The organism is Neobacillus sp. Soil_C_43, assembly GCF_057656715.1.
In genome coordinates, this window is sequence record NZ_JBDGJV010000003.1 from 98389 (window position 1) to 124761 (window position 26373).

The window sequence follows — 26373 nt, forward strand, 5'->3', positions numbered from 1 at the left end:
AACTCTTCCCTGAGTTATTCAATCATTTTAGTCTATTAGTACGCTATTATCGTTTTAAGTTTACTACTTCTTCTAAAATAGAATCGGAAGTAGTTATTGTTCTAGCATTTGCTTGGAATCCACGTTGTGCTACGATCATTTCCGTAAATTCCTCTGTCAAATCAACGTTTGACATTTCCAATACTCCGGCATTAATGGTTCCACCCTTATTATCTTCAATACGGCTAAGTACTGCAGGACCTGAATTCCCATTAACTTGAAAGAACGTATTCCCAACTTTAGTTAACCCTCCAGGATTGGACACCACTGCTGTTGCTAAAGAAATATTATTTGTTTGATCGTTAGTATCATTTAAGTAATATTCTTTCGTAGCTGTATCAAAAGCAAGTTTCCCACTCGCGCCATCTTCACGTACTACATAAATATAACCGTTGGAGTCTATAGAATAGGAGGTGAAAGGCATATCACTTTTATCATCTGATTTGATGTTAATTGGAATTGAGTCTCCTGCTTCATTTACACCCATTACATAGAATCCATTAGAAGTAACTAAATCCCCGTTGGCATCACGTGTAAAGTTACCTGCTCGAGTTAAAAAGTTTGCACCACCATTGGCTTCAGGACTTACAATAAAAAATGCATCACCATCAATAGTTAAATCGGTTCCAACGTTGGTTGTCATCGGGCTTCCTGGTGTAAAAACTGTATCTATTGATCCGATTTTCACTCCTAAACCTATTTGCTTTGGATTAACCCCGCCGCGCTCACCTGATGGAGCTGTAGCACCAGCCATATTCTGACTAATGATATCTTGAAACATTACACGGCCTTTTTTAAATCCAACTGTATTGACATTAGCGACGTTATTTCCAATTACATCGAGTTTCGTTTGAAACCCCTTCATCCCTGAAACGCCAGAGTATAGCGACTTTAACATTGTGTTTCCTCCTATTTTTCAATCATAATGTTGATTATTTTGTTTCGGAAGTGACTTCCTTTATCTGAGATACTATTGACATTGGGACTTTTTCATTTCCAACTAAATAATAGTAATTGCCATCTTGGTTGGATACACCATTAACAACACCAGTTACAGATTGTACTGACCCATCGGGTGTCCAGGTAATTTCTTTGCCAATCACCGCTGCATATTGACTCATCTGATTTCCTGCAAATTTATCAAAAGCCTTATTAAGATTGGTCATTTGCTCAAGTGAACTAAACGTTGCCATTTGTGCAATAAAGTCTTTATCCTGAAGCGGACTTGAAGGATCTTGATGGGCTAATTGTGTTGTCAAGATTTTTAAAAACTCATCCTTACCAAGGGCGCTCTTTTGTTCAAATGGCTTTACATTGCTGTAAATGGAATTATTCTTAGTCACTGTTGTGACATCTACCCAATTACTCATTAACAGATGCTCCTTCCTATGCTGTGAAGTCAATTCGCGATGATGTCTTCAGGGCAGTTCCACCATAAGTCACAGGTTGGATTTCCCCTTCACTATCTATTTGCTCAACTAACTCATTTTGCTCTTTGCTTTTATTTGGCGAAGAGGTGTAGGTTCGTTGTTCACGGGAAGAGTGTGATCCATCTTGGGAAAAACCTAACCCGGCCTGACTCGAATCAGTGGTTGTAGAAGTTTGCTGAACCACATCTAGTTTTTGTACATGCAAACCAGATTGTTGAAGTGTCTGCTTCAAATGTTGAAGCTGTCCTTCCAAGGCTTCCTTCGCCATTGGTGTATCTGTCAATATTTGTGCAGAGACCTGTCCATGCTGCGTAGTTACTTTTATTTCAATATGACCTAAATGCTCAGGAAACAGTGAAAATTTAGCCTCTGTACTACCAGAGTTCCCATTGGTTACCTTCATGAAACGATTAATCCATTCACTAACTTCGGGAGCAAATCTAATAACTTCTACATTTTTAGGTAAATTTACTTCGCTTAAATCATTACTTGACACCAGTTGTTGATGATTCATAAAAATGGGTTGTTCATTCGTTTTGCTTAAATCATCTACTTTTGGAATATACGGTGTACTAGATAACCGATTAACCTCCGGGATTGGATTCCCTGAATTTGGTATAGCTGATGAATGAAGCACTTGATTTTTATCCAAGCTTACTCCATGGATTATTTTTGTATTCAGATTTTGCTTTATTCCATCAATAAGTTTCGGATTTACCTCATCTTTAAAAGTGTCAGATTTTTGTGCTGCATTTATTTCATTCAAAATTATTTGAATTTTCTCTTCAGTAATAGCTGGAGTTTTCAATGCAGTCTTTTGATCATCATTGAACTGTAGTTCCCCAAGTATTTGGGTTACTTTATGTAACAATTGAGTTGAATCCTCGGGCGACTGTGTTTTCACAGCTTCCACCAACTCCACTCCCTGAGCTACCAATTTATTAATCTCTTGGGAAGAGTTAGGTACCTGGCTCAAACTATTTGAATCAACTGATAATTTTGTCCCCACTTGCGAAGAATCACTAACTAAAGAATTATTTATAATTCCTGGTGTCTGCTGAAGCTTTTTTAGCTCATTCGCCAGAGCAGTCAACATAGAATCTATCTGCGCAATATTTTCATCACTTACCTTTAATGAATCAATCGGTTTACTTTTATCAAGAAGATCAACCCGGTCAGATATGTTGTTTATAATATTAGATTGTACCTTGCTAGATTGGACTTCATTTGCATTAATATCATCAAAGCTCGATTGGCTGTTTTCTAGATTAACAGGATTATTTATACCAGATACAGGAGTGAACATTACAAAATTATTCATTGAGTAATCATCATTTAAGTTTGTTTCACTAGATTCAGTATCAGAGTTCCACAAATTCCCGAAAATTAAGTTAGTTTCTCTAGATTCAGTATCAGCATCATTTTGCTTTAAACTATCAGAACTTACGATTATTCCGTTAGATTCCTGCTCAGAGTCAGTATTCTTTACTATAACAGGCCCCCCATTATATTCCGGTAAGAGATCCAAATTAACCTTTACGTCAGCTTGGTTGAACTTAATTAGTTCAGTAGGATTATTTCCTAATTGCTTTGCTGAAACACTCTGCAAGGAGGATTTATTAACCGGTACATCTATTGAAGGGGTTTGACCTATAAAATTAACCATAGCTAACACTTGATTGAAGGAATTTTCTGTAGCTCCTGATTTTAGAGCAATCTTGGGTTTGCCCACGTTTGTTTGATTTATTTTGATGTCAATTGGAGTGATACCCAAACAGTTACCTCCTCTCATTTCTAATATCCAAAGTTTCAATTAATCTACATTATACCTCATGGACTTGAATTCGTCATGACAATTTTCGATCACTTTTTCAATTTTTGTCTTTTATATCGACAAATATTTTGATAGATTTTGTTGCCAACATATAAAAAAACAAGCAGCATCCATAGATACTCCTTGTTCTCTCTAAATTACAATACAAATGAAGTGATCTTACTATACATCTGCGACAAAACAAATTGTCCATCTGCAAAACCAGCTTCCAATACAGCTTTCGGCATGCCATATACTGTACAGGATTCTTCTGATTCTACAAACACTTTTCCGCTATACTTTTTTACCTCCCCACAACCTTTTGCACCATCGACGCCCATTCCTGTCAAAATGATTGATAACAATTTATCGGTGAAAATAGGAGCGGCTGAACCGAGAGTAATATCAATAGATGGCTTATATAATTCATTCAGCTTATCACAATCGTCCACTTTGAATACGATAGTCCCTGCAATCTTTTCAAAACGGGTTTGGTACCCTGAAGGACAAATATATATCGTCCCTGGTTTAACTTCTTTTCCATTTTGAGCTTCTTGTACCTCCATTTGACATAAGGAATCAAATCTTTCAGCCAAATGCTTTGTGAAACCAGGTGGCATATGCTGTGCAATGACAATAGGGATGGGAAAATCTTTCGGAAAACAAGGTAAAATCGTTTGTAATGCTTTGGGTCCCCCTGTTGAACAGCCAATAAAAATAAGTTCCGTATTTTGGTTAGTTTCAATACTTACTTCCATTTCAGGCAATTTAATTTTTGATAAAACAGTAGGCAGTTTAGCTTCTACTATCCCTACTAAGCGCTGTCTAAAATCTATACTCTGATCGTCTCCGTTTTGATTTCTAATCAGGTTTTCTTTTAAAAAGAAATCAACCGCACCTAGTGCTAGAGCTTGTAAAGTTTCTTGAGCCCCTTCTCCAGTCCGGGAGCTAATCATGACTACAGGAACAGGATTTGTTTTCATTATCTGCTCCAATGCACAAAGACCGTTCATTTCGGGCATCTCTATATCCATTGTAACAAGATCGGGTTTTAGTCGTTTCACTTTATCAACTGCATCCACTCCATTTCTTGCAATTCCAATTACAAAAAATCGAGGGTCCGTTTCCAGCATTAGACTTATGGCCCTCCGCATAAAAGCAGAGTCATCGACTACTAATACTCCGTATTGTTTCATTCGAATCAGATTCCTTTCGATAATAAAAGCTCTTATCAGAGCGCACTTTTTGTAATCCCATGTTCGTATCTGTTATCGATTCAGCATGGCCAAGAAACAAGTATCCATCAGATGATAAATTTTGATATAAACTATGAATCACTTGTTTAGTTTTATCTCGATCAAAATAGATCAATACATTCCTGCAAAAAATGATATCAACTTCGCCAATTTCTGCAACCTTTTCTTGGTTAAGTAGGTTTAAATGCTGAAACTTCACCATTCTTTTAGTAGATGCTTTAATTTGGTATCCACCATTTTCTTCTATAAAATATTTTTTTAATAAGCTTTCAGGTATTCGTCGAAAAGCGAAAGAACTATTATGATACCATCCCATCTCCGCTTTCTCGAGTACCTTCTTATTAATATCAGTTGCAATAATCTCTACAGTCCCTGGTAAAAACCGACCAGTTTCTTGTATTAACATAGCTAGTGTATATGGCTCCTCACCACTTGAACAGGCAGCACTCCATATCCTAACTGGCCGGTTCATATTTCTACTTTTCAATAATGGCAATACAAAAGAACAACACTCGTTTAATTGTTCCTCTTCTCGATAAAAATAGGTTTCATTAATAGTTAATAAGTCAATTAAGATATCCCACTCCGTAGCTGATTTTGTTAAAAAACCACAATAATCCTCATAGGTTATTCCTAATTCCATGATCCGTTTAGAAATTTTATCTTTAAGAATTGGAAGCCGATCATGATATCCCAATCCACAATAGTCATATACCATTTCGCTTAATCTTAATAACCCATTCTCTAGCATGTGTATCACCTTTTTCCTCGCTACACTTTCATATAAATAATAGGAGCAGCAATGTTTTCTATTTCACACACTCTTTTATGTAGTTTATATAAACCGTTCTTAGTTGCCTCTCATACTTCAATATAATCAAATATGTAGTATAAAATTACTAGATAAAAAGGTAACCGTCAAATAGATTTTTTTTGAAAGAACTAACAAAAACATTTTGATACAATCAAAATAAAACAAAAAACATTATTGTCGAAAATTTGCGATTAGCGTACAATTACATTACAAAACTTTTACAATAAAGGAGATTATGATGTCTAGTATTATTGGTTTTTTATTGGCGTTAATAGCGATAGGAGTAGGTATGGTATTAAAAGGGGCCTCCTTATCTGCATTAATCAATCCGGCAGCATATCTCATTATTTTTGGAGGCACAGCAGCTGCAGTTTTAATAGCATTTCCATTCAGCGAGATAAAAAAGTTTCCTATCATTCTAAAAATTGCTCTATTAGAACCAAAACAACCATCAAAGTCGGAGCAAGTTGCCAGCTTAGTAAGATGTGCTGAAATTGCGAAAAGAGAGGGTCTTTTAGCGCTTGAGGAAATTGCTGGTGAAACGAAAGATCCCTTTTTCAAAAAAGGCCTTGAAATGATTATTGACGGCCATGATATTGAATTCATTGAAGAAGTATTATTGGAGGAAGTAGCAGCCATTGACAAACGACACAAAACAGGAGCTCTTATCTTTACCCAAGCAGGGACATATGCTCCAACCTTAGGAGTTCTTGGAGCTGTAATAGGTCTTATTGCATCACTTGGAAATTTAAATGATGTAGAAAAATTGGGGCATTCCATTTCTGCCGCATTTATTGCAACCTTGCTTGGTATATTCTCCGGTTATGTTATGTGGCATCCCCTTGCAAATAAATTAAAACGTCTTTCAAAACGCGAGCAGGAATTTAAGCTTCTTACAATTGAAGGATTGCTTGCTGTTTATCAAGGACTATCTCCAAGCGCATTAGAAAAGAAGCTAACTGTCTACATTGCGCCAAATGAACGTAAAAAGATTGAGAAGGTAAACGAGGAAGTAGCGAATGAGAAAACAGCGTAGAAATTTTGACGAAGAGCATGAAGAACATATCGATGAATCCTGGTTGATTCCATATGCTGATATTCTAACTCTACTTTTGGCATTATTCATTGTCTTATTTGCTTCCAGTACGGTTGATAAAGCTAAATATGAGTCTATTATGGAAGCTTTTAAATCTGAATTAACTGGAACCAAAATTGAGAATAAGGATTCTGGACTCTCCATTAAACCTTCGGATAGGGAATCAGACGAAAAGACTGATCAACAGGAACAAGCAACGGCTCCTGTCGTTGAAGAAGCACAAAGTAAAGAGGAAATCGAACTTGAACAATTGAAGCAACAATTAACTAAATATATTGAAGACAACAACCTTCAAGCAGTAATCACTCTTCAAGATACAAAACGCGGTGTAGAAATCTCCTTGAAAGATGTTATTCTTTTTGACCCTGGAAAAGCAGATTTAAAAGCTATCTCATTTAAGACTCTAGATGTATTAGTCGGCTTATCCAAAACTGTAACCAATCCGATTAGTATAGAGGGACATACAGATAATGTTCCGATAAAAAATTCGAAGTATCAGTCTAACTGGGAGCTTTCCTCAGCCCGAGCTGTCAGCGTTCTTCATTTTTTTGAATCAAAAAGCATTGCTAAAGAACGCTTGCAATTTGTTGGATACGGCGAGTACCAGCCACTCTTTCCAAACGATACGAAAGAACACAAACAGGCAAATCGCCGCGTCAATATTGTGATCTTGCGCAAAGGTTAAAAAAAGGCCAGTTTCCTTTTACCACGGAAGCTGGCTTTTTGAATTTATAAGGTTTTCACCATCTGTACCTGCTCCGTCGTTTTCTTGAACCCCTGCTCCAACAAGTATTGGATGACTGGATTTGATTGTGAGGCATTGACGGTCATAAAGCTGATAGGATGGGTTTGTTGTTCGGTTATCGCTGAGAAAACTGCTTGCAATCTCTCATCCGTTACCTCTCCCAGTAACTCCACTTGAAATAAAAATACCTTCTCGAGCTGCCCTTCTTGGTTCCACACTCGTTTAAAAAGTGAATAGCCTACCGGGTTCTGGCTTCCGTCAAAATAAATTTGTGCTTCACCAGCCTTAACACTCTGCCACTGGCACTGCCATGGAACATTTTGTTTATAAAAAGAGTAGGTTGATAGCTGCTCAGGACGAATAAACTCGGATTGTACGAGAGAGTTATTTTTACCTTCAAGAGTACCAGCTAAATAGACAAGCGAATCGGTTACGTCATAGCCGAATCTCGCATACAAACGGATCGCTCTCTCATTCTCTTTAATCGCTTCAAGGGTAGCGACCTCGCAACCCTCTTCCTCATAGATTTTTAGAATCTCTTCCATGAGTAACGTGGAAACCCCTTTGCCCCGATATTCCGTTGCGATACCGGTACCGCCATTCCAGGCCGTCTTTTTCCCATCGATTACTCTAAATCCATTTAAGACAATGCCCACGGGTGCCTCACCATCAAAGGCAACGATGGAGTGCGGTAACGAAAGTCCTTCATTGACCAGACGATTGAAGAACATCTCAGGAGTCATTTCCAATTGAACAAAATACCCTTCGAAGCCCTTATTCCAAGCGGTAATCATCTCTTGTATGGTACAATCTGTTAATCTCTTAATTTGTAAGTTCATAACACCCCTCCTATGAAAAATTGCCTTTTCATTATCAAGTTTAAAATCGACTATTCAGTCTATTTTAATTAAATCAAAAAGCGCTTACATTTGCAACTGTTTTTTGATTATTCGAAAAATCCCATTAAGAGCCATAATGGGATTTGGGTGACGTGTTTATTTGACCACTTCTTCTACTTCCTGGAAAGGCCATGCCGGCAGAGTCTTGGATAGTGGTTTATCCTCTCGATAACCAAGCACATATTCTGCCTGCATAACCGTATGGATTTCGCGTGTTCCTTCATAAATCACTGGGGCTTTGGCATTTCTGAGGTATCGTTCGACCGGATACTCATTGGAAAAACCGTAAGCCCCGTGAATCTGAACTGCATCATTGGCTGCTTCATAGGCATAATCACAGGCCTGCCATTTAGCTAGGGACATTTCACGTGTGTTCCGTTTTCCCTGATTTTTCAGCCATCCAGCTCTAAAAACAAGTAATCTTGACTGTTGCAGACCTGCTTCCATTTTTGCAATCATTTGCTGTACGAGTTGGTGTCTGCCAATCTCTTTACCAAAGGTGCTTCGTTCATGGCAATATTTCAAGCTCGCCTCAAGGCTAGCCATGATTGTTCCACAGGCACCGGCTGCGACTGTGAAACGGCCATTATCAAGGGCAGACATGGCAATTTTGAATCCTTCTCCTTCTTCCCCGACCAGATTTTCTTTTGGAATCTTGACGTTATCGAAAAAGAGCTCGCCAGTGTTACCAGCACGGATGCCAAGCTTTCCTTTGATTGCCTTTGAGGAAAATCCTTCCCACTCGCGTTCTACGATGAAGGCAGAAATGCCATGGTGCTTTTTGTTTTTATCGGTGTAGGCGAATACCAAAAAGTAATCCGCGACATCACATAGTGAAATCCATGTTTTTGATCCGTTTAATATGTAATAATCACCTTGTTTGGTGGCAGTTGTCTGCATCGCTGCCACATCTGACCCGGCATTCGGTTCCGTTAGACCGAATGCGCCAACCTTAAAGCCTTTTGCTTGTGCGGTAAGATATTTTTGCTTTTGTTGCTCATTGCCCCATTGAAGGAGTGTCATGCTGTTTAGACCGGTATGGACTGATACGGCTGTACGGAATGCTGTATCGCCACGTTCTAATTCCTCGCAGACAATCGCCAATGAGTTGTAGTCCATACCGCTACCGCCATATTGCTCAGGGATACAAACCCCCATTAAGCCTAAATCAGCGAGTCGTTTTAAGATATTTGTCTCAAAATGCTGTTTTTCATCCCATTCGCGAATATACGGCATGATCTCCTTGTCCACAAACTGGCGAACGGTCTTTCTTAACATTTCTTGCTCCTCTGAAAAGGAAAAATCCATCATTTTGCTCCATCTCCCATCGTGTTTTAAGTGTGATCTTTATATAAATTGTAGTTCATTGGCGGATGAGCGGTGCCAATTGGCGGATAACCTCTCTCAATCAGCAGATACGCCTATCCAATCAGCGGATAAGCTTGTCTAATTAGCCTAGAACAACTTATCTGTCAGATAACCTCCAATAACTGTCGTTTGGTCATTGATTACTGTCGGATAAGCTGCCCTTACTGTCGGATAACCACCCATTACTGTCAGATAGCACATTTACTGGCGTATAGTCTCCATTTACTGGCGCATGACCACCCGTTACTGTCGCACAACCAACAATTACTGTCGCTAACCCTGGCCCCTATCAGCCAAACCCTCATAACCAATAATGAAAGAAGCAAAGGTACAGGAAACTGCACCTTTGCACAGGATTCACTTCACCGCACTACCGCGCCGGGGGACTGTCCCCATCCAAAAAGGTGTCCCACCCGCTCACTTCACCCCAACCGGACAAACCTTCTGCCCAATCGCCGCAATTAACTCTGCAGGCATTGGGAAGCTTAGTGCCGCTGGGTCCTTCATGACAGCTGGAATCGCGGTTTGAAGCGCCTCCTCGCTAATGTTGTACTGCTTAAAGTCAGCAGGTAGTCCCACCTTATGCTGAAGCAATCTAATTTTTTCCACAACCTTAGCTAATGCCTCTCGTGGCGTATCATCACCATCCACATCCACATTCAATGCCTGAGCTAGCTCTGCCACCTTCGGCAAATATAAATCTGGTACCATTTCCATTACTACCGGTAAAAAGACAGCATTTGCCAGGCCGTGTGGAATACGGAACAAAGCACCATACGCGTGAGCCATGTTGTGAACTGGAATCGCATTCAAAGCAAAGCTGAAGGCCGTGATTCCCATTAAGCTCGCCTGCAATAAATCCATGCGCGCATCTAGGTTCCCTCCGTCGGACACGGCCACAGGAAGATTTTTTTCAATTAAACGAATAGCATGAAGGGCATAGGCATCCGTTAAGCCCGTAGCAGTAGGTGAGGCCAACGCTTCAATCGCATGGGTTAAAGCATCAAACCCAGTAAAGGCCGTAATTAGCGGCGGAAGACCGACCGTTAAGTCAGGGTCCAAAATCGCCATATCGGCGCTAATAAATGGATTGATAATATTGGTTTTCATTTGAATATCTTCATTAAAAATAACGGCAATTGGGGAAACCTCTGAACCCGTACCCGCTGTCGTTGGAATCGCGATGTGCGGAATCGGGATATAATTTGCCTTTGGAAAAGATTCGTACAGCAAGCCACCAGGAATCGCTTCCTTAATATCAGCGAGCCCTTTGTGGAGCGCATACTTCACCCCTTTTACCGTATCAAGCACACTGCCGCCACCAACAGCAAGCAGGGAATCAGCGCCAATTTCTCGTGCATAACGAACGGCATCATTTATGCAGCGGCTTTCGGCATCCTGTTTGATATCCAAATACATGCCCACTAATTGAGGACCGCTGCCATGTCCTGTTAAGTCAAAAATGGATGCCACTTTTTCGACCACACCTGCTTGTTCTAATCCTCTATCACTCAATAGCAGCACTCGTTTGGCACCAAGGCCGGCAAACAAACTAGGAACCATTGCCCGTGAATTCGAGCCGCTGTAGATTCCCGTACGTAACATGAACTGTGATAAGGTTGTTTTCATGGTTATCTTCACCTCTTCATTAGTTTTGGCCAAAAAGAATTCCGTACCAGTTGCGTCTCTCAAGCTCCGGACTCATCGATGTATGAACATGTTTTACCTGTGTATAGGCATCTAGGGAATGCTGACCCATTTCGCGGCCGATTCCACTTTGCTTGTAACCGCCGAATGGTGCGTCACTGCGAAGCATATGCCAGTCATTGATCCAAACCACTCCTGCCTGAAGGTTTCTAGCCACCTCGTAGGCCTTATTCACATCGCGTGTCCAGACACCCGCTGCTAAACCATAAATAGTATCGTTCGCCATTTTAATCGCATCATCTAAATCGGAGTATCGGATGACACATAAAACAGGTCCGAAAATCTCCTCCTGAGCAATTTTCATATCATTGGTTACATTTGCGAAAATGGTTGGCTCAATGAAATGACCTTCCTCACAGCCAGTCACCTTCACTTCCTTCCCGCCGCAAACAAGCGTAGCACCTTCTTGCTTACCTGACTCGATATAGGAAAGAATGGATTCCTTCTGCTTTTTCGAAATAACCGGACCCACGTCAGTTGTCGGATCAAGTGGATTGCCTAGTTTTAATTTGCTAGCGAGTGCCACTAGTCCTTCGACTACTTGGTCATAGAGCTTATCTGGGACAAATAAACGTGTGCCAGATTCACAAAGCTGACCTGAGTGTAAAAACACTCCAAAGAGGCTTCCAGGGAGAGCGATGTTCAGGTCCGCATCCTCTAAGATAATATTGGGCGACTTTCCACCGAGCTCGAGCGTGGTATTTTTAATCGTACCTGCAGCAAGAGCCATAATGTTTCTGCCGACTTCTGTTGAACCGGTGAAGGCCACTTTATCTACCTTTGGATGGCTGACTAATGCTTCACCCACCTCAGCACCTGGACCTGCGACCACGTTGATGACACCTGGAGGCACGACCTTGGAGATGATTTCTGCTAATTTCAAAGTTGATAACGGTGTGTAGCTTGCCGGCTTCATGACGATGGTGTTCCCCATGGCCAGTGCCGGAGCAATCTTCCAGGTGGCAATGACCATTGGGAGATTCCATGGTGTAATCGCTGCACATACGCCGATTGGCTCGCGCCAAATAAAGTTATGTGCTGGACCTGGGAACGGCGGGACTGGAAGCGTTTCCGAAAATGGATACTCTAAAGTGAATTTCGCTAATGTTTGGAATAAGTCGACCATTTGTAAAATGTCACTGTTGCCGATTCGGCGTACCGTTCCGCCAGAGCTAATTGCCTCTAGGTAAGCTAGTTCTTGTGCGTGTTCGACAATTTGATGGGAAATGGCATAAAGAACATTAGCGCGATCCTTTGGTTTCATGTTTTTCCAGTCACCCTGGTCAAATGCTTCGCGTGCAGCCATGACCGCACGATCCACGTCCTCCTTCGTTCCTTTTGCTACCTTTGCCACTAGCTCTCCGTTGGCAGGGTTATACACATCAAAGGTTTCCTGACTGCTGGCTGGCTCCCATTTCCCATTGATAAAATGGGGAAATGTTTGCACCTCAACTTTAACTGTCATCGTAACTCCTCCTCTACTAATCTTCGACATCTGCATTTTTTGTGACTGTTTCGCCGCCACTGCTCTTGTTTAGGGCATAATAAATTTTTTTGTGACCATTTTGTCTCCAAATTTCCGATCACGGGCACAATAAACCTACAAAACTCCTAACTCACTATCTGAATATCTATAAATCTCTTCGATTTTTTTGCCTTTGGCTCTCGCTAAAATTTCCATTCGTACGGATAGTTGTTTGAGTGTAAAGTTCATGATGTCATCAGGATTTCCTCCGAATGAACTAACCTCCCTTCCTGCGATGCCTTCCTGGTTTAGGCGAATCGCTAGTGGCGTCAACTCGCCCATTTTAGCTGCAACAAAATCAAAAAGATGTGGGTGCTCACAAATCAATCGTTGCAGAAGGAACGTGCCGTACCCGATATGTCTCGACTCATCCTTCTTCAAGTTCCCAATTCCTTCAAGCAATCCAGGCATTATTCCGGCTGTTTCCAATGCAGCATAGAACGAATAATAGCCTGTTTCAGCTAATACGCCCTCAACAAACATGTTATACACAACAGATGCTTCAGCAATCGCTTCAGGAGACTGATCTGTAACCAGACGCTCCATCGCTGTCGGGAGAATTTCATAAAATATCTTCTGATAGGTCTCGGTATGGAAATGGGAGAGATCCCCCTTCTCCCCAATCGCATTCAATACAAGTCGGAAAAACTCTGTGTGCTTCGCTTCCTCATATAAGAAGGTCGTTAAAAAAATTTCTTCTTCCAGTCTGCCTTCCTTGGCAATCGCCATTATCAACGGCAGCAAATCGAGGGTAACCGCTTCCTCACCCGCTTGAAACTGAGAGATCAATCGTAAAATATCCTGCTGCTGCTCTACATTCATTGCTTTCCAGTCGCGTTGATCCTGGCTGAAATCAATATCAGCAGGATTCCAGGTGCCTAAACGTTTGGCTTTTTGATAGAGTCGATACGGGAAGGAATCCTCCAGCAGACCTCTCGAGCTCGTCGTTAAAATGGTTCTTTTTTCCATAATGCTTTTCCTCCTCATTTCCCTTTACGGTTTGATTACAATTTCGGACGCAGTTTGGCGTAAGTGTGTTTTTAAAATTTTTCCCACACCATTTCTAGGCAACGCTTCTAGAAAAACAATTTTTCTTGGAGTTTTATTTTTCGCTAAATGATCCTGACAGTAACGAATTAGTTCTTCTTCAGTTACCTCAGACGCTGGCTTCTTCACGACACATGCCACCATTTCTTCGCCCATTCGCTCATCTGGAACGCCAATAACAGCAGCCTCAAACACCTGTTCATGAGCGTTAAGGATTTCCTCTACATCACGTGGATAGACATTAAAGCCGCCGCGAATAATTAAATCTTTTTTGCGGTCAACAATATAGACATAGCCCTCATCATCGATTCGAGCCATATCACCTGTATATAACCACCCTTCCCTTAATACACGGTTCGATTCCTCTAGATTTTGATAGTAACCTGGCGTGACATTGTCGCCATGGACAATCAACTCCCCCACTTCACCAGTGGGTAGCTCCTCGCCCTCCTCATTGACTACCTTCACTTCGACCCCTGGAATCGGAATGCCGACTGAGCCAGGTTTAATCTCGATCCCTTTACGATGGGCCGTCACAACCGGTGCGGCTTCAGATAATCCGTATCCTTCATACACCTTCGCTCCAAACCTTTGTTCAAACGCATGCAGCAGTGCAACAGGTAACGGCGCAGAACCTGAACCGACCGATTCTAGGCTGGAGGTATCATATTGGTCCGCCCCGGGAAAGGATAACATCGCATGAATCATCGCCGGAACTGCGGAAAACGTCCGAACCTTATAGGTTTCAATGGCTTTAAACACTTCTTTTACATCAAAGCTCGAAAAAACAACGATCGAACTGCCTGTTAAGTAGCAAACATTGGAGACTGTTAGGCCATAGACATGGGCAAGCGGCAGGACCCCTAGTGTTGTTCCCCGTTCTGTTTCGTTATGCTTCGCCGAATTTTCAGCATTAGAAAATAAGTTTTTATGGGTCAAGAGAACTCCTTTTGGATTTCCAGTTGTTCCCGAGGTGTATAAAATCACTGCTGTATCTTCTTCTGTTACCCCTTTATCTAGTGGATCATTGTCCTTAACCATCACCTCGTAAAAGTTTTTCACCTGACCCGACGAAGGTTGGTCGACCACAATTACCTCTGGTTTGGCCGCTAAGCCTTCCAGCGATTTTTCCACATTAGCTAACACATACGAGGAGGTAATCACTGCTTTGGCACCAGATTTTTCCACAATATAGTGAAGCTCTTTCGGGTGAAGGGTAAACATGACTGGTACTATGATGGAACCCGCTCTTGTGATCGCTTGATAGGAGAAAAGGACTTCAGGACAATTGGGCATGCAAATCATCACACGGTCGCCCTTATTTATTCCGAGTTTCCGTAGGCCATGAGCAAATTGGTCTGCAAATTGTTTCGTTTCTACATTTGTGTAGGACTTTTCTTTAAAAAATAAAAATGGGTACTCTCCAAAATTAGTTATATTTGTTTCAAGCAGCTCCTTAAGCTTCATCCAATCCGCTCCTTTCGGTACACCACTATAGAACCTTGTTTTTCGTAACTGACCTGCTGTCTTTGCTCAAGCAAATCTAAATGCCCCTGGATTTGAGATAGCCCCAAAAACACCGTTCTACCGTTTAATCGGGGATACATCACGCTGCAAATCTCAAAAATATTTTTTTCGCTACTATCAAGAATGGATAAAATTTGTTCACAGCGTTTTTCCTGTTCACTCAATCTTGTTTTGATTAATAATACGTGATCAGTAAATACCTCCCCATGTCCAGGATATACCGTTCCAAGAGGCAGCCGACTGACTTTTTCCATCGAATCCCTATACTGTAATAATGGTTGCGGTCGACTAAGCTCCCCCGGATTTGGCGGTTCAATAAAGGCATTCACGGAAAAAGCCTTTAATAAATGATCGCCAGCGAATGTTACCCCCGTCTTACGGTTCCACAGCAACAGATCACACTGACTGTGTCCTGGAACATGCACCACCTCAAACTTCTTTCCACCTAGAGGAACCTGGTCTCCTTCTTTTAAAAAAGTAACATTCCGCCAAATTTCCTCATGAAATGGACGCTTAATAATATGCTTTTTCGGGTCGGCACCACAGCTTGTTACAAATTGGTCAAAAAATTGCTGAACTCTTTCATATTCGTGAATATCAGAGTTGATGGACCCGGCCGCCTGTTCATGTACAAAAATTGGAATATCGACTTCTTCTTGAAGATATGGAATGGCACCAGCATGGTCTATATGAATGTGGGTGAGGACAATATGGTCAATATCTGTTAATTGAATGCCATGATTATGTAGTTGTTTCTTTAACTGTTGATAGGACTCTCTGCCAGGGTTTCCGGTGTCCACTAAGGTAACGGTTTCCCCAATGATCAAGAAGGCATTGACCGTTCCTTCGGCAAAGTGTGTTTGTAGCTCTAGAGGAATAATTTTAAACATGTGATGGCTCCTCCCTTCTGAACGATAAGAGGCTTTGAATGCGCCAAATCTTTTGAACTTCAAGAAGTTTCGGTCGCGTAGAACCCCTCATAGGAGACCTTTCTTTCGTCTTTTCAGTTGTTTCGGTCGCTTAGAACCCTCATAGGAGACCTTTCTTTCGTTTTTTCAGTTGTTTCGGTCGCGTAGAGGCCTTATAGGAGACCTTTCTTTCGTTTTTTCAGCTGGTTCGGTCGCATAGAACACTTATAGGAGACCTTTCTTTCGTTTTTTCAGTTGTTTCGGTCGCCTAAAATCCTGATAGGAGACCTTTTTTTCGTTTGTCAAATGATTTTAGTCGTGTAGGACCAATCACGTCCAAAGGAGGGTTGACCAATAGACTATATTTCTAGTAAACAAAGATTATGTCATAAAACTATTAAAATCCCCCTTGTAAACTAAACACCAAGTGGTGGTCGGATGTGATACAAGGGGGAGAGTTACATAGTTACCTATTATTTAATCTTGATTGGTACGATTTTTCCGTCCTCTACCGCTGCAACCTCTAATTCACCATCGAATCCGCCGCCAGTAAATTTCGTAAACTCATAGATTTTCACATTATCAGGAATATTGCTTACGCCATCCTGCATTTTGGCCTGGATTTTTTCTGCATCGTCAACAGAGCCTGCTGCTTTCATTGCCTCTACAAAGATGTACATCGCAATGTAATTAAGACCTGCTTCTGATCCAGGAGTCTCTCCATACTTTTCTTGATATTTCTTCGCAAAATCAGGAATAGCCGGGCTTTTTGATTCAATAAGAGGCATAACTCCGATTGAACCATTTAACAAATCATAAGAACCAGTTACCTTTTTCATTTCATCAAATTTTGCTTGGTCCATTACGATAAAGCCACCCTTAAAGCCTAGCTCACGTGCTTGCTTCGCTACTTTTGCAGTCGGTTCAGATGCACCACCGATAAACAATACATCAGGCTTTTCCTTTAACGCATTTGTAACTGTCGTAAAGAAATCTGTTTCTTTCGCAAAGTCGATGGCAGAGTTGTAAACCACCTTACCACCTTCTTTTTCCCAATGTGCTTTCAGCTTTTCAGACCAATCTTTACCGTATTGTGAGGCAGTTGGAAGAAAAGCAATTTTCTTCCCGAATTTTTTCATTTCATAGTCTGTAAACGGCTTTAAGTATCCATCATATCGAGGAGGAATACGAACGGTCAGGTTATTGCCCACCTCGGACACTTTCGGTTCACTTGTGTAAGCACCAATGAGGAATTTATCTTGTTGGTTGAATACTTGCAGGGCAAAGACACCACCGCTGTGCGGAGTGAAAATGATTGGCGTTTTGTTTTCCTGAATCAGCCTTTTGGCGTTAGCTCCAGCTTCATTCGGAAGGTATTTGTCATCCAACGAAACGATATTCAGCTTGAATTTCTTTCCGCCTACTTCAAATCCACCGGCTCCATTAATCTCTTCTGCCGCCATCTTCACACCATTTAAAGTACGCTCACCATAAAAGGCAGCCGGGCCGCTTAATGGGCCAGTATAACCAATATTAACTGTGCCTGTTTCTTCAGATTTACTGTCACCGCCGCCTCCTGAAGCCGGTTTCGTGTTTGCTGATTCATTGGATGTGCTGTTACATGCTGCCAAACTGAAAATTACTACGAAGATCAAACTCAGCATTAAAAGAGATTTTAATCTTTTCATTGGTTTTCCCCCTTATATTTTAAAAATATTCAGATTTTGACAGTGGTAATAAGCCCTTCCTCACCCCCTTAAACGCTATGAAGCAACATTTAAGCGCCAATATACGCTTTTCTCACTTCATCATTCGCAAATAATTCTTCTGAAGTGCCTTGAAGGACGATGGAGCCATTTTCAAATACATAGCCTTTATCTGCAATTTTTAAAGCAGCATTCGCATTTTGTTCTGCTAACAGGATGGTAGTCCCCTCTTGGTTAATTTTTTGAATAACCTCAAACATTTGCTCCACAATCAACGGCGCAAGACCAATAGAGGGTTCATCAAGCAGCATCAGCTTCGGTTTTGACATTAATGCTCTGCCAATGGCGAGCATTTGTTGCTGTCCACCGCTTAGAGAGCCTGCAGCATCGTTCTTTTTTTCCCTCAGAATCGGAAACAGCTCGTATACATGCTCAAGAGAATGCTTGTATTCTTCCTTTTTTCCACGATGTACATAGGCACCCATTCTAAGATTTTCCTGGACGGACATGGCAGGGAAAAGTTTTCTGCCTTCTGGGCATTGACCAATCCCTAATTTTACAATTTGGTCAGCCGACGTTCGATTCAATCTTTTACCTTCGAAAAGGATTTCTCCCGTGGCAGGCTTACTTAGACCGCTAATGGTTCGAAAGGTCGTACTTTTTCCGGCGCCATTTGACCCCAATAGGACGACGATTTCGCCTTCATTAACCTCAATGTTCACGTTTTTAATGGCTGTAAAACTACCGTATTTGACAGAGACATTTTGTAAACTAAGCAATGGCGCTCCCTCCCAAGTACGCTTTGATTACCGTTTCATTATTACGGATTTCTTCCGGTCTACCTTCGGCGATCTTTTCCCCATAATTCAGAACCATAATTTTATCGGCGATTCTCATAATCATCGACATTTTGTGCTCGATTAAGCAAACGGTGATTCCTTTACTTACCATCTTCTTCATCAAATCTGCCAGCCCTTCTGTTTCATCCGGGTTTACACCGGCTGCTGGTTCATCTAGAAAAACAATCTCAGGATCCGTTGCTAATGCCAGGGCAAATGCCGTTCGCTTTTTTTCTTCCTGCGTTAAGCTGCCAACGAGCTTATTGGCTGCTTGTTTTAAGTCAACGAATTCCAACACTTCCATTGCTTTTTCGCGGCATTGCTTCTCTTCATTTCTTAAGCGTGGTGTACGAAAAATGGCATCCAGTAAATTGGACTTTGTCCGCAAGCGATGTCCAACGATGACATTGTCAAGCACGGTGGATTGTTCGAACAAGTTCGTTGTTTGGAAGGTTCGTGCCACTCCTAGCTCTGCGATTTTATTGGAAGGTAACGTGGTAATATCCTTTCCTTTAAAAATCACCTGTCCTGAGCTTGGTTGATGAAAGCCGCTGATTAAGTTGAAAAAGGTCGACTTCCCGGCTCCATTTGGACCAATAATTGCATTAATTTTTCCTTGTTCAATCGTAAAATCTACTTGATTCACGGCAACAAGGCCGCCAAATTTCTTTGTTAGATTTTTCGTCTCCAAAAATTGCATCCCTATACCTCCTCTACTTGCTTTTCACGGTCGATGAATGGCTTACCGCTTGCACGGGCTGTATTAGTAAGCTGCAGCTGTTCCTTTTTCGCTCTCCGTTTAGCCATCCCACTTGAGACCGCTCCCACAATTCCACGTGGATAGAAAATGACCAGTAGGGTTAAGACGGGGCCGAAAATAAGCATCCGGTACTGCTGAAAATCCTGGAGTTGCTGTGACAACCAAACAATAAGCAAGGTGCCAACCAGAGGACCGCTTAGCGTACCAATTCCGCCTACAAGCAAATAGGTTAATAGGTCAAAGGTGATGGTGATTGAGCCAATATCTGGACCAATAAAACGCACAAATGATGCATATAGAGCTCCGGATAATCCAGCAAAGACCGTAGACAATACAAAGACTGTTAGTTTATTTTTCATGGTGGATATCCCAATGGTTTGTGCTAAATCTTCACTGTTTCGAATCGCAATATAGGTCCGACCTGATAGGGAGTGAATAATTCGGTACATGACAAGAACCACGAGAAGTAAGAAGAACAACACTAAATAATAGTGTGAAATCTCTGTTTCAAAGGTAATAGGACCCAATCCTGCAGGTGCAGGAATTCCAATTAACCCGCGGACACCTTCTGTTAAGCTGTCCCATTTATCAATAACGAGATAGATAATATAGCCCAGGCACAGAGTATAAATCGCAAAGAAGTGTTCTTTCGTCCGTAAGGCGATTAAACCAACAAGGAAACCTAGTACACTAGTAATTATCAGGGATAAAAAGAAAGCCGCCCAGAAATTCATCCCTGCTTTTACGGTTAAGATCCCTAAGGAATAAGCTCCTATCCCAAAGAAGCCAGCATGGGCCAGCGAAAGATAACCCGTATAACCTGCTAGTAAATTCAATCCGTAGACACCAATCATCCAAATAAAAGAAAGTGTCATGATGTGGATAAAGTAATTGTTATTAGATACTAAAGGGAACCCTACAGCAAATAGGATTAAAACAATGATCACATTTCTTTGATTCAATACCTTTCCCATTAATGTCCCCCCTTAGAAAACAATCCAGTTGGTTTAACAGTTAAGATGATGACAAGAAGGACGAATGCGATGATGTCTTTGTAGTCGTTAGAAATGTAGGTTGCTCCTAAGCTTTCACTAAAGCCTAAAATATATCCACCGACAATGGCTCCCGGTATACTTCCCATACCACCGAGGATAATGATAACAAAGGCTTTAAGAATAACTAGCTGTCCCATACCTGGAAACACTAGATTAATAGGTGCAGATAGTGAGGATGCAATAGCAGCAAGCCCGCCAGAAATCATAAAGGTTAACATGGCCACCTTGTTTGTGTTAATACCAACCAGATTGGCGCCTTCCCGATTTTGTGACATAGCAATGATGGTTGCCCCTGTGAAGGTTTTTTTCAAGAAAAGATAGAGTAGAATCATGACAACAATGGCGGCAACAACAATCAGGATTCGCTGCATCGTAAACGTCAATCCAAATAGTTGAACAACCTGCCCGTACGGTGTTGGCATACTTTGATATTCTGCCCCCCAATAAAATTGGGCGAAAGCTTCTAAGAATAAGAGAATTCCAATGGCAGCAATTTTGTCGTGGATGGGCGGTGCTTCTCTAAGCGGGTGAAAGACAAACCGTTCCATCATGACACCAAGAAGACCCACAACTAGAATTGAAATGAAAATAGCGACCCAATAATGAAGCCCAAACTTGGTCATCATCGTTAAGGTTATGTATCCACCCATCATGTATAATGCTCCATGCGCAAAATTTGGAATGTGCAGGATACCATAAACGAGCGTTAATCCTAAGGCAACAAGGGCGTAAACGCTTCCAATGGTTAAGCCATTAAACAACTGCTGAATAAGAATCTCCATAGCTTCCCCCTTATACTTTTTTGAAATTGCAATACCTATAAACTAATTTCTATACGGGAGCGTTCCGTTCGGAATGCTCCCTTTTGAACCAAAATTACTGTACCTTATTTGTTACCTTCTCTTTTTCCTCTTCCTGAAGAGTACGCCATAAGATTTTACCACTTGAGGTCATCGGGAATTGCTTGCGGAATTCAATGAATCTTGGATACTTATAGGCAGCCATATGCTGTTTGGACCACTCAATAATTTCCTCTTCGCTCACTTTTCCTTCAAAGCCTTCGTTTAATATAACGAATGCCTTCACCGTCTCCCCTCTTCTTGGATCAGGGACGCCCACCACACAAGCCTGCTGAATGGCTGGGTGTTTATACAGATATGATTCAACTTCTGTTGGCCATACCTTATATCCAGATGCGTTAATCATCCGTTTCACACGATCAACAATGAAGAAATAGCCTTCCTCATCATAGCGGCCGATATCACCGGTTCTAAAAAATGATTTCCCGTCTATTTCAATAAAAGCACTTCTATTTTCATCGTCGCGGTTATAGTAACCAACCATTACCTGCGGGCCATTGACGATAATTTCCCCTACTTCCCCAACACCCAGTTCTTTTCCTGTCGCTGGCTCGATAATTTTGGCATCGACATCAAAAGAGGGAATTCCAAGACATTGCATCTTTGGACGCTCTGCAGGATTGAAATGTGTTTGAGCAATCGTCTCAGATAAGCCGTAGCCCTCGACAAACCGTAAACCCGATAACTTAAATAGCTTTTCTCCCACCGCCTCAGGAAGGGCAGCACCTCCACCAGAAATAGAGGTTAACGAGGAGATATCCTCTGCTTTCAGCTTTGGATTGGCTAAGAAATCGACAATCATGGTGGCAATCGTTACCCAATGGGTACATTGAAGGCTTTTAATCATTTCGACTGCCGCATCTCGATTCCATCTTGTCAGAATGACCATTGTACTTCCGCTGTAGATTGGCATATGCATACTGTGCACCATCCCTGTTACATGAAACAGCGGAAGGGACATTAAATGCACGGCGTTCGGTGTGGTATTTGACCAATGATATGCGCCTACAGTATTCGCGTTTACCGTCCGATTTGTGTGCATACAACCTTTTGGCAGACCCGTTGTTCCCGATGTATATGGCAGGACTGCGAGGTCATCTCCCTTTGCTGTATGTTCAGATGGAGCTATCTTAGCTTGAATAGCATCTTTCCAAAGATAGTGACCAGCCTCAGAAAATGGGACACTTGGAGCTTCCACCTCTTTTGGTAGCATCTCTTCAAACCCGGTTCCTGCATAATCTGAATAGGCTCCAAGCAGCAAGTTTTCTAGTGTAGTCGTACCTAATAATGGACGGACTCGGTCATATAATTCTTGACCTGCAAGAGCTGTCTTGATTTCACAGTCACGCACGTAAAATTCCAATTCGTCAGCAACTAACATCGGATTGATCGGAACAACCACGGCATTTGCTCTTAAAATCGCATAATAACCAATCACAAATTGCGGTGAATTTTGCATGAAGAGCAATACTTTTTCACCCGTTTTTACCCCGAGCTTATGTTGTAGGTATCCTGCTAGCGCATTCACTTCCTCATCCAGCTGTTGATAGGATAGCTTGTTTCCGTAATAAAAAATGGCAGCCTGGTCCGGATAACGGGCAGCACTCACTCGTAGGTTGTCATAAAGAGAGGTTGCAGGAACTTTCAATGATTTAGAGATTTTTGGCCAGTATTCGTAATGAAGAGTAAGCATTGCATATCCTCCTGATTAAATAGAATATTAGGTTTCGTTGTAAACGCTGCCATTTTCAGTAATTCCATTTAAGATCATATCCACATAAATCTCCACGACTTTCTCCTCCGGGACTTCCCCGGTTGGGTTAAACCAATAAAAACTCCAATTCGTTATTCCCAGAATTCCCATCGTTAGGATATCAGCGCGAAGACCCGATTTAAATCTGCCCTGATGGATACCATCTTCAATTAGTCTTTGTGTATTTTTCCGAAACAGCGTTCGTTTTTCTTTGATTTCCTCAATATATTTTTTACTTAAATGCCGCATTTCCCTTGAAAAAATGCGGGCGCTCGGCCGTTCCGTCTTGATACTGCTGATTAGCATAAAAACAATCTCATATAGTTTTTTTATACAATCAGAGTAAGCATTATTGAGAATTACTTCCTGTTTTTTTACCAGTTCCTCGATATAGGTTAAGTGGATATCCTTTAGCAGTTCTTCCTTACTGCTAAAATAATAGTAAAAGGTTCCCTTCGTCACACCCAGCGATTGAACAATATCCTGCACAGACGTGGATTTAAATCCATTTTGATCAAACAACTGGATTCCAGTCTCCATTAATTTTCGCTTCATTGGATATTTCCTTTCGGCAATAACCCTGTTGTGAGGTTGACTCCCTTACGATTGAATCAACCTCACCGCGGGATTATTCGCGTTCAATAATGGTGGCGATTCCCTGGCCTCCGCCGATACAGGCGGTAATGAGGGCGTATCGTCCCTCTGACCGTTTTAGTTCATAGACTGCCTTTGTGACGAGAATGGCACCTGTAGCACCTAGTGGATGTCCATGGGCAATGGCTCCACCATTCACATTTACCTTTTCAAGATCCATACCAAGCTCGCGGTTACAAGCGAGCACCTGTGAGGCAAACGCTTCATTAATTTCAATTAAATCCATATCTTCGATGGATAGTCCGGACTTCTCCATTACCTTCCTTACGGCAGGAACTGGTCCAATACCCATAATATTTGGATCAACACCTGCGACAGCATAGTGACGAACAACCGCAAGCGGAGTGAGATTTAATTCTTCTGCCTTTTCTCTCGACATAATGACAAGGGCCGATGCGGCATCATTTAATCCTGAACTGCTTCCTGCAGTAACCGTTCCACCCTTAAGAAAAGCAGGCTGGAGCTTTGCCAATGCCTCATAGCTTGTTTGTGGTCTTGGGTGCTCATCTGTTTTAAATACAACAGGTTCACCCTTTTTTACAGGAATAGAGATTGGAACAATTTGTTCATCAAACCGTCCTTCCTCCATTGCAACTGCCATCCTCTGTTGACTTTGGAGGGCAAATTGATCCTGTTCCTCCCGTGAAATTTGGTATTTTTCTACGAGATTTTCAGCCGTAATCCCCATTGGCGGATCGCCAATTTCCTTTGGAGACAGTTGAGACTTCCGGAAGCTCGGCGGCATAGGACTGTACGGTTTTTCTGGACGATCCATCAAGTAAGGAGCCCGGCTCATGCTTTCCGTCCCACCGGCAATATACACATCTCCGTCACCGGCCCGAATCGCCTGCGCCGCTAGATTAATCGCGTTAATTCCCGATCCGCACTGCCGATCCACCGTTAACCCAGGTAAATCTAGCGATAACCCTGTCTGTAAAGCTGTTAATCTAGCAATATTTCCTCCACCTGAAAGCACATTGCCGAAAATCACATCGTCAATCATTTCAGGCTGAATCTTTGCTCGTTTTACTGCTTCTTTAATGACCTCTGCACCTAAGACATGGGCTGGAACACCTGCAAGTGCACCCCCTTGCCTACCAATCGCCGTACGTACGGCTGAAACAATCACTGCATCTCTTTTCATTGTGGAAATCCCCCTAGTTTTTGGATTATGTCATTTACATGGCATGTGCTCCGCCATCAACTACAATAATGTCACCTGTTACAAAATCAGAGGCAGGAGATGCTAAAAATAACGCCACACCTTTAAGGTCTGTATCCGAGCCGAATTTTCTTAATGGTGTGCCTTCGAGAATCGCTCCTCCACCTTGGTCTAGTAACCCTTTGGACATTTTTGTTGGGAAAAAGCCTGGAGCAATCGCATTCACATAGATTCCCTGTGGTCCCCATTTCACAGCCAAATCCTTGGTAAATGTAATAACGGCTCCTTTACTAGCGTTATAACCAATCGCATTCATATATTTAGGGTTACTGCCTTTTAAACCCGCGACCGAAGCGATATTGATAATTTTTCCTGCTTTCTGCTCAAGCATTACTTTACCAGCAGCCTGAGACATTAAGAAGGTGCCCGTAACATTCACATTCATTACCTTATACCAAGCCTCAAGTGGCATTTCTTCGACAGGTGCTCCCCATGATGCGCCACTATTGTTGACGAGAATATCAATCCTACCGAATTTTTCAACCGTCTTCTCAACGACATGTTTGACATCTTCAGGGTTTGTAACATCACATTGTAAAGCAAAGCTCTCAACCCCAAGATTTTTCAGCCCTTCACTCACTTCTTCACAAGCCTCCAGTCTTCTAGAACAAACCACTACATTTGCCCCTGCTTCCGCAAATCCTTCGGCAATTTGCTGTCCTAATCCTCGGCCACCACCTGTAACAATGGCTACTTTTCCTTTGAGATCAAAAAGATCTTTTACGTGCATTCTATTTCCTCCTATTTCTATCAACTCAATTGGTATCTTCTTTTCATAAAGTTCATTCATCCAAAAAGCCTGGTTTATATCAACGCAAACATACTAACTAGTTGGTATGTTATTAATCTTATAATATTAGAAATTTTTAGAATATTCAACATCCAGTCATTCGACAAATTCCTCATTAGTATAGTAGAAAAGTCTTCCGGACACTATGCTCTTCTAATAATCCGATAGATGCCTGTTCCTTTTGCTATCAATTGTTGATGATCATCAACTATTTCCGCTTCTATAGTAGCCAGTTTATAGCCCTTTTGAAGGATTTTAGCTTTAGCAAAGAGATGACCAGAATTAGCTGGTGAAAAATAATGTACATCCAAATTCATAGCTGCTACCGGGGATTGATAAATAGACCGAAGAACGATGGAATTCACGGTATCCAGCATGGAGGCGTGTACTCCTCCGTGAACAGTTTTATTAGTATTTAGAAGCTCTCTTTTCAGTGAAAGCTTAAGAAGGATTTCATCTTTCTTTTCAGTTACTAGTTCAAAACCGATATGGTTATTGAACGGATTATTCTCTATATATTTATGAAGCTCCGTATTCAAGACCGACAATTTATCCCCACC

General features: G+C 41.7%; 24 protein-coding genes. 2 read left to right on the plus strand and 22 right to left on the minus strand.

The features are described 5' to 3' along the window. Nucleotides 1–46 precede the first annotated feature (46 nt). The 5 genes from AC3A54_RS06805 to AC3A54_RS06825 all read right to left on the minus strand — a co-directional run bounded on the left by AC3A54_RS06805 (nucleotide 47) and on the right by AC3A54_RS06825 (nucleotide 5289). Nucleotides 47–937: a flagellar hook-basal body complex protein gene (locus AC3A54_RS06805; protein ID WP_487653887.1), complete on the minus strand. Its 891-nt coding sequence runs from the start codon at nucleotides 935–937 to the stop codon at nucleotides 47–49. A 34-nt stretch (nucleotides 938–971) separates the two neighbouring features. Next, nucleotides 972–1409, minus strand: coding sequence for a flagellar hook assembly protein FlgD (gene flgD, locus AC3A54_RS06810; protein ID WP_430119492.1), 438 nt, complete (start codon nucleotides 1407–1409; stop codon nucleotides 972–974). 16 nt (nucleotides 1410–1425) lie between these two features. Beyond that, entirely contained in the window at nucleotides 1426–3243 is a 1818-nt protein-coding gene (locus AC3A54_RS06815) for a flagellar hook-length control protein FliK (protein ID WP_487653888.1), read from the minus strand. A gap of 197 nt (nucleotides 3244–3440) precedes the next feature. Then, nucleotides 3441–4478, minus strand: a complete 1038-nt coding sequence (locus AC3A54_RS06820; protein ID WP_487653889.1) for a protein-glutamate methylesterase/protein-glutamine glutaminase — start codon at nucleotides 4476–4478, stop codon at nucleotides 3441–3443. Beyond that, nucleotides 4447–5289 (minus strand): CheR family methyltransferase, encoded by an 843-nt coding sequence (locus AC3A54_RS06825; RefSeq protein WP_487653890.1) that lies wholly within the window; start codon nucleotides 5287–5289, stop codon nucleotides 4447–4449. The genes AC3A54_RS06820 and AC3A54_RS06825 overlap by 32 nt, the downstream gene beginning before the upstream one ends. A gap of 295 nt (nucleotides 5290–5584) precedes the next feature. On the opposite strand from AC3A54_RS06825, the gene motA reads away from it, so the two are divergent. Then, nucleotides 5585–6388: a flagellar motor stator protein MotA gene (gene motA, locus AC3A54_RS06830; protein ID WP_308084193.1), complete on the plus strand. Its 804-nt coding sequence runs from the start codon at nucleotides 5585–5587 to the stop codon at nucleotides 6386–6388. Further along, entirely contained in the window at nucleotides 6372–7133 is a 762-nt protein-coding gene (locus tag AC3A54_RS06835) for a flagellar motor protein MotB (RefSeq protein ID WP_487653891.1), read from the plus strand. Before motA ends, AC3A54_RS06835 begins: the two co-directional genes overlap by 17 nt. 44 nt (nucleotides 7134–7177) lie before the next feature. Here the strand turns inward: AC3A54_RS06835 and AC3A54_RS06840 are convergent, their stop codons facing one another. The 17 genes from AC3A54_RS06840 to AC3A54_RS06920 form a co-directional block, all read right to left on the minus strand. Then, nucleotides 7178–8032, minus strand: coding sequence for a GNAT family N-acetyltransferase (locus AC3A54_RS06840; protein WP_487653892.1), 855 nt, complete (start codon nucleotides 8030–8032; stop codon nucleotides 7178–7180). A 156-nt stretch (nucleotides 8033–8188) separates the two neighbouring features. Continuing rightward, on the minus strand, nucleotides 8189–9400 hold the full coding sequence (locus AC3A54_RS06845; protein WP_487654002.1) for an acyl-CoA dehydrogenase family protein: 1212 nt from the start codon (nucleotides 9398–9400) through the stop codon (nucleotides 8189–8191). 477 nt (nucleotides 9401–9877) lie between these two features. Continuing rightward, complete coding sequence (locus AC3A54_RS06850) at nucleotides 9878–11089, minus strand: iron-containing alcohol dehydrogenase (protein ID WP_487653893.1); 1212 nt, start codon at nucleotides 11087–11089, stop codon at nucleotides 9878–9880. 19 nt (nucleotides 11090–11108) lie between these two features. Continuing rightward, nucleotides 11109–12632, minus strand: coding sequence for an aldehyde dehydrogenase family protein (locus AC3A54_RS06855; protein ID WP_487653894.1), 1524 nt, complete (start codon nucleotides 12630–12632; stop codon nucleotides 11109–11111). Between the two features lie 135 nt (nucleotides 12633–12767). Then, nucleotides 12768–13661 carry a R2-like ligand-binding oxidase gene (locus AC3A54_RS06860; RefSeq protein WP_487653895.1) on the minus strand — a complete coding sequence of 298 codons (894 nt, stop codon included), beginning with the start codon at nucleotides 13659–13661 and terminating at the stop codon, nucleotides 12768–12770. A 24-nt stretch (nucleotides 13662–13685) separates the two neighbouring features. Then, nucleotides 13686–15206 carry a class I adenylate-forming enzyme family protein gene (locus AC3A54_RS06865; RefSeq protein WP_487653896.1) on the minus strand — a complete coding sequence of 507 codons (1521 nt, stop codon included), beginning with the start codon at nucleotides 15204–15206 and terminating at the stop codon, nucleotides 13686–13688. After that, a complete protein-coding gene (locus AC3A54_RS06870; RefSeq protein ID WP_487653897.1) occupies nucleotides 15203–16156 on the minus strand; it encodes an MBL fold metallo-hydrolase in 954 nt (317 codons plus the stop codon). The genes AC3A54_RS06865 and AC3A54_RS06870 overlap by 4 nt, the downstream gene beginning before the upstream one ends. Nucleotides 16157–16647: 491 nt before the next feature. Further along, nucleotides 16648–17862 carry an ABC transporter substrate-binding protein gene (locus tag AC3A54_RS06875; protein ID WP_487653898.1) on the minus strand — a complete coding sequence of 405 codons (1215 nt, stop codon included), beginning with the start codon at nucleotides 17860–17862 and terminating at the stop codon, nucleotides 16648–16650. An 89-nt stretch (nucleotides 17863–17951) separates the two neighbouring features. Further along, nucleotides 17952–18659, minus strand: coding sequence for an ABC transporter ATP-binding protein (locus AC3A54_RS06880; RefSeq protein ID WP_487653899.1), 708 nt, complete (start codon nucleotides 18657–18659; stop codon nucleotides 17952–17954). Then, entirely contained in the window at nucleotides 18652–19419 is a 768-nt protein-coding gene (locus AC3A54_RS06885) for an ABC transporter ATP-binding protein (RefSeq protein ID WP_487653900.1), read from the minus strand. Before AC3A54_RS06885 ends, AC3A54_RS06880 begins: the two co-directional genes overlap by 8 nt. A gap of 2 nt (nucleotides 19420–19421) precedes the next feature. After that, nucleotides 19422–20453 (minus strand): branched-chain amino acid ABC transporter permease, encoded by a 1032-nt coding sequence (locus AC3A54_RS06890; protein WP_487653901.1) that lies wholly within the window; start codon nucleotides 20451–20453, stop codon nucleotides 19422–19424. After that, nucleotides 20453–21316 (minus strand): branched-chain amino acid ABC transporter permease, encoded by an 864-nt coding sequence (locus tag AC3A54_RS06895; protein WP_487653902.1) that lies wholly within the window; start codon nucleotides 21314–21316, stop codon nucleotides 20453–20455. Before AC3A54_RS06895 ends, AC3A54_RS06890 begins: the two co-directional genes overlap by 1 nt. A gap of 94 nt (nucleotides 21317–21410) precedes the next feature. Next, the gene (locus tag AC3A54_RS06900) at nucleotides 21411–23087 is read right to left on the minus strand and encodes a long-chain fatty acid--CoA ligase (RefSeq protein ID WP_487653903.1); all 1677 of its coding nucleotides are present in this window, start codon (nucleotides 23085–23087) and stop codon (nucleotides 21411–21413) included. Nucleotides 23088–23114: 27 nt separating this feature from the next. Next, a complete protein-coding gene (locus tag AC3A54_RS06905; RefSeq protein WP_487653904.1) occupies nucleotides 23115–23702 on the minus strand; it encodes a TetR/AcrR family transcriptional regulator in 588 nt (195 codons plus the stop codon). A gap of 73 nt (nucleotides 23703–23775) precedes the next feature. Beyond that, on the minus strand, nucleotides 23776–24945 hold the full coding sequence (locus tag AC3A54_RS06910; protein ID WP_487653905.1) for a thiolase family protein: 1170 nt from the start codon (nucleotides 24943–24945) through the stop codon (nucleotides 23776–23778). 34 nt (nucleotides 24946–24979) lie between these two features. Next, nucleotides 24980–25753 carry an SDR family oxidoreductase gene (locus AC3A54_RS06915; protein ID WP_487653906.1) on the minus strand — a complete coding sequence of 258 codons (774 nt, stop codon included), beginning with the start codon at nucleotides 25751–25753 and terminating at the stop codon, nucleotides 24980–24982. Nucleotides 25754–25956: 203 nt separating this feature from the next. Beyond that, nucleotides 25957–26361 (minus strand): PaaI family thioesterase, encoded by a 405-nt coding sequence (locus AC3A54_RS06920; protein ID WP_487653907.1) that lies wholly within the window; start codon nucleotides 26359–26361, stop codon nucleotides 25957–25959. Between the last annotated feature and the right edge of the window lie 12 nt (nucleotides 26362–26373).

Excerpts from the sequence above, each read along its gene's own strand:
- AC3A54_RS06805 (WP_487653887.1), bottom strand. The coding sequence starts at position 937 with ATGTTAAAGTCGCTATACTCTGGCGTTTCAGGGATGAAGGGGTTTCAA.
- flgD (WP_430119492.1), bottom strand. The coding sequence starts at position 1,409 with ATGAGTAATTGGGTAGATGTCACAACAGTGACTAAGAATAATTCCATT.
- AC3A54_RS06820 (WP_487653889.1), bottom strand. The coding sequence starts at position 4,478 with ATGAAACAATACGGAGTATTAGTAGTCGATGACTCTGCTTTTATGCGG.
- AC3A54_RS06825 (WP_487653890.1), bottom strand. The coding sequence starts at position 5,289 with ATGCTAGAGAATGGGTTATTAAGATTAAGCGAAATGGTATATGACTAT.
- AC3A54_RS06835 (WP_487653891.1), top strand. The coding sequence starts at position 6,372 with ATGAGAAAACAGCGTAGAAATTTTGACGAAGAGCATGAAGAACATATC.
- AC3A54_RS06840 (WP_487653892.1), bottom strand. The coding sequence starts at position 8,032 with ATGAACTTACAAATTAAGAGATTAACAGATTGTACCATACAAGAGATG.
- AC3A54_RS06845 (WP_487654002.1), bottom strand. The coding sequence starts at position 9,400 with ATGGATTTTTCCTTTTCAGAGGAGCAAGAAATGTTAAGAAAGACCGTT.
- AC3A54_RS06850 (WP_487653893.1), bottom strand. The coding sequence starts at position 11,089 with ATGAAAACAACCTTATCACAGTTCATGTTACGTACGGGAATCTACAGC.
- AC3A54_RS06855 (WP_487653894.1), bottom strand. The coding sequence starts at position 12,632 with ATGACAGTTAAAGTTGAGGTGCAAACATTTCCCCATTTTATCAATGGG.
- AC3A54_RS06860 (WP_487653895.1), bottom strand. The coding sequence starts at position 13,661 with ATGGAAAAAAGAACCATTTTAACGACGAGCTCGAGAGGTCTGCTGGAG.
- AC3A54_RS06865 (WP_487653896.1), bottom strand. The coding sequence starts at position 15,206 with ATGAAGCTTAAGGAGCTGCTTGAAACAAATATAACTAATTTTGGAGAG.
- AC3A54_RS06870 (WP_487653897.1), bottom strand. The coding sequence starts at position 16,156 with ATGTTTAAAATTATTCCTCTAGAGCTACAAACACACTTTGCCGAAGGA.
- AC3A54_RS06875 (WP_487653898.1), bottom strand. The coding sequence starts at position 17,862 with ATGAAAAGATTAAAATCTCTTTTAATGCTGAGTTTGATCTTCGTAGTA.
- AC3A54_RS06885 (WP_487653900.1), bottom strand. The coding sequence starts at position 19,419 with ATGCAATTTTTGGAGACGAAAAATCTAACAAAGAAATTTGGCGGCCTT.
- AC3A54_RS06890 (WP_487653901.1), bottom strand. The coding sequence starts at position 20,453 with ATGGGAAAGGTATTGAATCAAAGAAATGTGATCATTGTTTTAATCCTA.
- AC3A54_RS06895 (WP_487653902.1), bottom strand. The coding sequence starts at position 21,316 with ATGGAGATTCTTATTCAGCAGTTGTTTAATGGCTTAACCATTGGAAGC.
- AC3A54_RS06900 (WP_487653903.1), bottom strand. The coding sequence starts at position 23,087 with ATGCTTACTCTTCATTACGAATACTGGCCAAAAATCTCTAAATCATTG.
- AC3A54_RS06905 (WP_487653904.1), bottom strand. The coding sequence starts at position 23,702 with ATGAAGCGAAAATTAATGGAGACTGGAATCCAGTTGTTTGATCAAAAT.
- AC3A54_RS06910 (WP_487653905.1), bottom strand. The coding sequence starts at position 24,945 with ATGAAAAGAGATGCAGTGATTGTTTCAGCCGTACGTACGGCGATTGGT.
- AC3A54_RS06915 (WP_487653906.1), bottom strand. The coding sequence starts at position 25,753 with ATGCACGTAAAAGATCTTTTTGATCTCAAAGGAAAAGTAGCCATTGTT.